We start from the raw sequence: 6,877 nt of genomic DNA on the forward strand, positions 1-6,877 counted from the left end.
CCCGCGAAACTGCTCGACAAGTGCAGGCGGCACCGCAAGCGTTACCCAGCCCTCGGGCACGTCCGCAGCTGCAAGCGCGGATGGCGTCGTGTGAAACAGCGCCTGACGCAGATGAACGATGTGCATCCAGACCTGTTCGGTAGCTTCGCGCACCGCTTTCTGGGTCCACTCGCAGGCGGCTGCTATCTCGCGCATCGAGCTGCCGTCGACGACGGCCATGCGTGCGACACGCACGATGTCACGATCAAGATCGGCAAGCCCGTTCTCGAAACGCGTCCATGATTTCTTCGTCAGGCGTCCGCTGAAGTGCCTGTCACCGCCACTCTCGGGAACCGACGTCCAGCTGGCTGGCCCCATGTCCTCGGTAATGACATCCTCTGCGCTCTCATCAGCATTGAAACCAGCTTCGCGGGCCTTTTCGAATCGCCCCCAAACGGTGGCGACGGCATTGTGCACGGCCTGCTGCGTCCAGCCAAATTCCTTCGCGATGATCGCATGAAGCTCGTTGTTGACGATCGCGCGGCGTGCCGCCTCGATGCGCCGTTCGTCGAGGTTGATCAGCCACGGCATCAGCTGTGCGAAGGCGGCGGCGGAAAGCCGTTTCGTGGAAACTCGACCCATGATGACACCTGTTGAGGCCGCGGCGCATGCCGCGGCTGACCGTTGTTACTGAACGCAGCGCAGAATCTGTGCGAGTTCGCACGCCTGCCCTGTCTGTCCGCCATGAAGAAAGGCGGCAAGCGTGAAGGCACCCGCGCCGGTAGGCGCAAACGTCCCGGCGCGCAGCCCGGCAAGCACCGCACGACCCATGTCGTCAGCCTCACGCGCACGGGCGGCATGGTCTTCGAGCCACTGCGCGGCCGCCTTCATGACTTCGGGCGTCATTTTCTCAAGTACGCCGTCCGCTGTCTGCCCCTGGTCGGCGAGCGCCGCGTAGAGTTCATCGAGCAGCCGCACGCTGAACGCCTGCGCGTCTTGCCCTGCCGCGAGTTCGCCGACGGCCGCCGCGGGGTTAGCGGCTTCCTGTGGTGCCGCGCCGGTTTCGGTGGCCTTCGCAGCGCGCGGCTTTTTCGGCTTGACTGCTTCCAGCACCGCGTCGACCTGCGTGCGCGCCCGTCGTTCGCCGCGCGTCGCCTCCAGGTTATTCACCAGCGATTCGGCGGCCTTCGGGTCAAGCTTTTCGACATGCTTCACGCGGTTGATCACTTCGAGGTCCGCGCTGATGTGTTCCGTAACCAGGCGCTGGGCCTGCTGCGGCAGGTTCAAGAGCGCGAGGCGCTTGGACAACCACGCGTGACTCTTGTGGCGGCGCTCGAGCGTGCCCTGCATTCCCAGACGATCGACGTCGAGCTGCAGCGCGCGCGCTTCCTCAAAGAGCGTGAGGTTCTTGCGCTGGATGTTTTCGGCTAGGCGCGCGTCCTTCGCTTCCTCGTCCGTGAGTTCGATCACGTAGGCGCGCAGTTCTGTGAGGCCCACCAGGCGTGCTGCCCGGCAGCGGCGCTCGCCGGCAACCAGTTCATACGGCGTCGGCCCCTGGACCGGGCGCACCACGATCGCCTGCAGCTGCCAGCACTTCAGGCTCTCGCCCAGTTCGAGCAGCGAATTGTCCTCGTCCTCGAATTCGGTGCGCTCCTGCGCGGGAATGTGGATCTGGTCGAGCTAAAGCGTCTGCTCGCGCGCGCTTCGTCAGTTCTTCGAGGCTAGTACGGCCGAGTCCGCCCTTGAGCACTGCGCCCGGATTACCGAATGGCATTTTCGCGTTCATGGCTCAAGCCTCCATCGCAGTGTCGAGAACCCAGTTGCAGGCGGCCCGCCATTCGCGCTCTGCCGTCGCGTGGCCCTGCCCTTTCGTCGCATGCCAGACCGGGTGTCCCTGGGCAATGGCCTGTTTGACCGAAGCGCGTTCGGCCAGCACGTGCGGGGCAATGATGTCGCCCATTTCCGCGCGCAGCGATGCGAGCCCGGCCAGTTCCGCCGTTGAGCGCGTATTGACCTTGCTAGGCAGCAGGCCCATGACACGCAGGCCGGTGTTTTCCTTGTTGCGAACCGCGCTGAGGCATTCCCACAGGTCAGCCAGTGCGTGCGCCTCGAAGGCGCCAACGGCGAACGGTGCGAGCACGAAATCTGCAGCCAGCAGGGCCGCATATGTGGTTGCGTCCTCCCCGAGCGCACCGGCGGTATCGATCACGACCAGTTCGTGCTGGGTCGCGAGCGTTCGCACGTTCGCCGCCGCCTGCAGCGCCGCCTCGGCTCCGGCCCCCTGAGCACAGACGCAGTGCGCGATCGGCAGGCAGGAACACCACGTTCTCCGTGCAGCGCACAACTTCGCCCGTCAGCGCCGTCTTGAAGCACTCCGATGCAGCCGCATGGCCGGGCGTGGCCTCCACGCCGAAGAAGCGCGTGAGACTAGCCTGCTTGTCGAAATCGATTGCGAGCGTGCACAGATTGCGGCGCGTCGCTGCGTGCATGATGTGGGACGAGACGGTTGTTTTTTCGGAACCGCCCTTCTGGTTGACGATCGCGATGGCCGACATGGTGACTCCGGTAGCGTGTTGGTTAGGTGACGCGTTCGATCACCGTGCACATCACTCTACCAGGCAGAGATACATTTAACAGGCAATTTACTTGTTAAATGTATCTCTGCCTGAATTCGCCTTGTGCGACCGGTTTGTGGCGGCTCACGCCGCCTGTGCCTGCAGCGTGAAATCGACGTGTATCGCGTCATAGGGGAAGACAACCCCCTCTTCCGTGCGCTCAAGGACGCCAACGGCGAGCAGCGCACCGACGTCCTCATGGACGCGTTTCACGTCGCGCTCGACCCGACGTGCCACCTCGCGGATCGACAGCACGCCGGCACCCGTCATCGCCTTAAGGATGTTCCAGCGCAGTTGCGTGAGCGTCTGGAACAGAAGCTCGGGCGTCTCGAAGCTGATGAACTGCCCCTGCGCCTGGCCACGCATGGCCGCCGCAAAACGTTTCGAAAAGGCGTCGCGCCCTGCAACGCCGAGTGTGACCGTGTTCATGTTGAAGCCCTCCATTGATCGACGTCCGACCAGAAATCAGCCAGCAGCTGTTCCGGCGTCGTGAACACATAGGGTGTCTCGACGTCGCCGATGTGCCGGTGATCGCCCTTGCCACGCTCATTGTCGTACCGCAGTACGCAGACCGTGCGCACTATGTACGCAAGGCTGTACTTGAATAAATGTGTGCTCCCCGGTACGGGGTGCGGAACCTGCCAGATCAGCGCTGCCGCGAAGGACTGCGCGTCCACTACCAGACGTTCCTTGAGTAAGAGAGTGGCTTTCATGTTGGCAATAATGCCAACACAATTGGGTGTTGTCAATTCGGCCAACGCACTGGCCCTGAATGCGTGGCATTCAATCCACGCCCCTGACTTCCCTCACTGATAACCGTGGCCGCGGGCGTCTCGGGATGTGCCCGCATGACCGGCGTCGCGGTGGGGTGACCGGTGGCGACCGTTGGGAGTCACGTCCGCCGAGTCGCGGCAAGTCATGGGCGAGTCGCGCCATGTGACGGGGCGGCACCGGGCGCGGGCGTGACCGGGCGAGCGGGGTGTGACCGGCGGGGAAGGCGGAAATTTTCGCGCAGGCGAAAAAAAAGCCGCGCGGCGTCCTGGCAAGAACGCGCCCCGACGCCAGCGGCGAGTTTACTTTGTGCCGCGCGAACATCGACGGACGCGGGATACGTGCGGGACCGTTAATGCGGGTGATCAGACGGGCGCCCCGGCCCAGCTAGCTGGTCCGTGTCATCGAGGCGCTGTATATCGGCGGCCCCGGCGCTCTCGCCACGCCTCGCGTCGCGTATGCTTCCCGGCGGCCCGGCGGGTGAGCTGTGCTGGCCAGGGAAGTGCATTTAGAGCATAAAGCACAGGATCGCAGTGAACAGGCCGACAGCACACCATCGGCCCTGCGCGATCGCCCACCACGTAATCTGGTTGCTCGCCTCGACATAATGCTGCCCTGCGGAACAGCAAAGTCCAATCGCGAGCGCGTACAGGAGCGCAAAGCCAACGCTGAAGGCAGCGGCGAGACAATGCGTTCGCGCGTCGACCAGTACGCGCTTGAACCCTTACCAAGGGCGAACGTCATCACGAGCGACTGCGCTATCGAAAAGCCGGTGACGGCGTTGGCGAGATCCCAGAGCTTGTCGGCAAAGTCCATGATGAGCACCCCTGCTTCCCGCAGTCGTTGCGGACACACCAGATTGCACGGTCCTGCACGCCCTGACGCGCGCGCTGCCGGCAGTCACGGCAGTGCGCGCCAACGGGGATACCATCATCAAAGCGTAGTTTCCACACACAGCCCCCAGATGAGAGACGGCAAGGTTACGTGCGCCGACGCACACAGCGGCGCAACCGCACCACGGGGTGAGGCACCGGGATGGGCGCCGATCGTGTCGGCAGAAACGTAGGCCGCATCCATTCGCTCACCTTTGCGAATCCAAATGTGCTCCCCTTCCGCGTCCTTCCACGTGCTTCCGGAACAGAGACGGTGGCAAGCATTACGACCTGCGGCAGTTGCGTCAATTCACCGGCCAGCACGCCTGGATGTTAACTGCGGTCGTGGAAAAGTCCGGGCTGGGGAGGTCGTCCAGTGCGGACGCCGACAGGACGCTCACCCGAGTCATGTCGTTGTAGGCCGGCGACGTAAGCACACTGGCCAGCGCATCCTGCTTGCCGGCCGCATCCAGGGCCGGTGTAGTGTCTGGCGCCGCGATACCGGCCGGCTGGGCCGGCGGCACCGCGGCCGACGCCACGCCCGCGGCCGCTGCGGCAGCGGCGTCCAGGCTAAGCGTGACCGTCACCCCGCCTGGGGAATTCAGCTTCTGCACCTGCGCGGCGCCCGCCGCGCTCGCCGCCGCGGTGGCGCTGCCCGCTTGCGCATTGGCGCCCTGCACCTGAGTCTTGGCATCGCTCGCGGCGCCCTGGCTCGATTGCGCCGCCTTGAGGTTCTGCACCAGGGACGAATAATCCAGTGACCGGGTGCCGCCGGCCATTGCGGCACCCTCAATGGCGTGAGCGGTCGTCATGATGAGTTCCGGAAAATGCAGGTACACGGTGATCGCGGCATCCAGTTGCTTGATCGTGGTCTCGCCGCTAACTTCGACGGCGTCCGCCGCGCTTTTCAGCGCCTGGCCGGACGCCGTCGCCGTGGACAAGGCAGGTAGTACTCGAGATTCGCACAGAGCATCGCCGCGTTCACCACGCGGCCCGCACTATGCACGATGTCGCACCGTGCTCGGTACACGCGCTGGATGTGCCATCCCAGCCGTCCTGCGTGGCCTGTCATCGTTGACTGCAGATTCTGCGGGTTCTCGACATACGCGAGGAGCCGCTTCACGTGCACAGACATAAACGGGCGGGACGCGCAGGCCGCAAGAACGGCATCCCTGGCAGCCTGACTTTTCAGCAGACCGTACAGCGACGCCAGCGTAAGGCTACCGACCGCGACCGGTGTGCCGGCCGCTGGATCAGGTATCTCGCCCCTAGATCGTTGAGCAGCGTCCGCAGCGCACGCAGATGCTTGGGCACGTAGGCGAGTGCGACCGTCGACTTGATCGCCTTCTCGACACCATCTCCGATCGCACCGCTGCTGCTGCCCTTGACCATGAACTCCAGTGCGGTCCACCAGTTCACCAGCTTGTTCTCGAAATTCGACGTCTCGGACCCTGTTCTGTATAGCCGGAACGTCGAAAAGACACGGCTGCGAGCCTCCTGGCGCAGGCCATCGCTGACCACGAGATTGGTAAGGCGCTCCATGAATTCACCGAGCTGCTCCGCGGTGAGCGACTGGAATGGCGCGCTAACCGTACCTGGGCCTTGAGGTACATCTGCTTGCCACCCGTCACCGCAACGAAACTTTCCGACAGCCGCGGATTTTTACGCTCGTATCCGTAGCGCACGACATCGAGCACCTGGCTGATCTGGTCGCCGGCAGACGTTGCCGCCATCCTCGCCTCCTGCGCCTTGACGGTCAGCGTCGCGAACAGCTTGTTGCCGGCTGGCTTGAGGAATTTTTCCATCAGCTCCGATGGCGGTCGCGGCACCTCCGGCGGCCTGGTCGAGAAGCGGATCTCTCCGATAGATTCGGAAACTGCGCGGGCTTGGAGACATCGCGAATGGTAAAGGTAATGTCGTATGCGTCGGACGGGGCGAGTAGTTTGCTCAACGCGGAGTCGAGCGCGGCGGCGAAATCGTACGGCTTCTTCTCGTCGATGCGGCGCGGAATGAGTATCGTCGTGTATAGCACATAGAGGGATTGGAAACTCCAGCCAAGATGTACCAGCACGCTGAGCATCGTGCTGGTCGCCACCTCGATATGCGCCCAGTCACGCCGCTCATCCGCGTCAATGGCGGCGTCCGGCGCCGCGAGCTTTGCCTTCAGCCAGTCGATGACTGTTCTGAGGTAGTGTTCGCGCAGCAAGTGCTGCAGCTCGCGCGCGAAGGCTTCGATGAGAGACAGGCTTTCCGCGAGGACAGATTTCGCCTTGCCCGGTTTGGCATTCTCGGCCTGCTTCTTGTCATGGCCCGGCGCCGCTGGCTTCGGTGCCGCGCCAGCCCTCTCCAGCAGAAGCCTGAGTTCGGCGCGCGCTGGATTGAACACAGGGCTGGACAGGATCAGGTCCTCGGCAAGGACAAGTTTCGCCTCACCGATCACGCGGACGCGATCGGCGTCGTTGGCGTGCCGCGCATCGAGGATCCGGAGCAACTCGTCTACCATGTTGAGCGGGTTCATGGCCCGCACGCGGAACGAGTCGATCGATGCCTCGTGGATCAGGTTGAACCAGCAGTCGGCGAACATGTGCTGTTTTCGCGAGAGCCTGTTTCCGCTGTGATGGCCTGATCGGTGCGCATGTC

Annotated in this window: 9 protein-coding genes; all 9 read right to left on the minus strand. The window is 63.7% G+C overall.

Annotated features, from left to right (window positions below; translation table 11 throughout):
* The coding region (locus tag BMI01S_RS41555) for a TrfB-related DNA-binding protein (protein WP_156123890.1) at positions 1 to 621 on the minus strand (621 nt) is incomplete at its 3' end.
* Positions 622 to 666: 45 nt separating this feature from the next.
* Positions 667 to 1,650: a ParB/RepB/Spo0J family partition protein gene (locus BMI01S_RS38435; protein WP_081723631.1), complete on the minus strand. Its 984-nt coding sequence runs from the start codon at positions 1,648 to 1,650 to the stop codon at positions 667 to 669.
* 118 nt (positions 1,651 to 1,768) lie between these two features.
* Positions 1,769 to 2,188 (minus strand): P-loop NTPase family protein, encoded by a 420-nt coding sequence (locus BMI01S_RS35355; protein WP_154671495.1) that lies wholly within the window; start codon positions 2,186 to 2,188, stop codon positions 1,769 to 1,771.
* The gene (locus tag BMI01S_RS44330; protein WP_081723633.1) at positions 2,070 to 2,534 is read right to left on the minus strand and encodes a ParA family protein; all 465 of its coding nucleotides are present in this window, start codon (positions 2,532 to 2,534) and stop codon (positions 2,070 to 2,072) included. Before BMI01S_RS44330 ends, BMI01S_RS35355 begins: the two co-directional genes overlap by 119 nt.
* A 144-nt stretch (positions 2,535 to 2,678) precedes the next feature.
* Positions 2,679 to 3,023, minus strand: coding sequence for an HVO_A0114 family putative DNA-binding protein (locus BMI01S_RS35360; protein ID WP_028232899.1), 345 nt, complete (start codon positions 3,021 to 3,023; stop codon positions 2,679 to 2,681).
* On the minus strand, positions 3,020 to 3,307 hold the full coding sequence (locus tag BMI01S_RS35365) for a toxin-antitoxin system TumE family protein (protein ID WP_028232900.1): 288 nt from the start codon (positions 3,305 to 3,307) through the stop codon (positions 3,020 to 3,022). Before BMI01S_RS35365 ends, BMI01S_RS35360 begins: the two co-directional genes overlap by 4 nt.
* A 1,235-nt stretch (positions 3,308 to 4,542) precedes the next feature.
* Positions 4,543 to 5,178, minus strand: coding sequence for a hypothetical protein (locus tag BMI01S_RS35370; protein ID WP_036047034.1), 636 nt, complete (start codon positions 5,176 to 5,178; stop codon positions 4,543 to 4,545).
* A gap of 247 nt (positions 5,179 to 5,425) precedes the next feature.
* Positions 5,426 to 5,779: a hypothetical protein gene (locus BMI01S_RS35375; protein WP_028232901.1), complete on the minus strand. Its 354-nt coding sequence runs from the start codon at positions 5,777 to 5,779 to the stop codon at positions 5,426 to 5,428.
* Between the two features lie 262 nt (positions 5,780 to 6,041).
* On the minus strand, positions 6,042 to 6,877 hold an 836-nt coding region (locus BMI01S_RS35380; protein ID WP_218002769.1), incomplete at its 5' end, for a hypothetical protein.

Origin of the sequence: Paraburkholderia mimosarum LMG 23256 = NBRC 106338, from assembly GCF_000739815.1 — a bacterium.
Classification (GTDB): domain Bacteria; phylum Pseudomonadota; class Gammaproteobacteria; order Burkholderiales; family Burkholderiaceae; genus Paraburkholderia; species Paraburkholderia mimosarum.

What these genes read in the sequence shown, in the direction of transcription:
- BMI01S_RS44330 (WP_081723633.1), bottom strand. Translation starts at nt 2,534, where the DNA reads ATGTCGGCCATCGCGATCGTCAACCAGAAGGGCGGTTCCGAAAAAACA.
- BMI01S_RS35360 (WP_028232899.1), bottom strand. Translation starts at nt 3,023, where the DNA reads ATGAACACGGTCACACTCGGCGTTGCAGGGCGCGACGCCTTTTCGAAA.
- BMI01S_RS35365 (WP_028232900.1), bottom strand. Translation starts at nt 3,307, where the DNA reads ATGAAAGCCACTCTCTTACTCAAGGAACGTCTGGTAGTGGACGCGCAG.
- BMI01S_RS35375 (WP_028232901.1), bottom strand. Translation starts at nt 5,779, where the DNA reads ATGGAGCGCCTTACCAATCTCGTGGTCAGCGATGGCCTGCGCCAGGAG.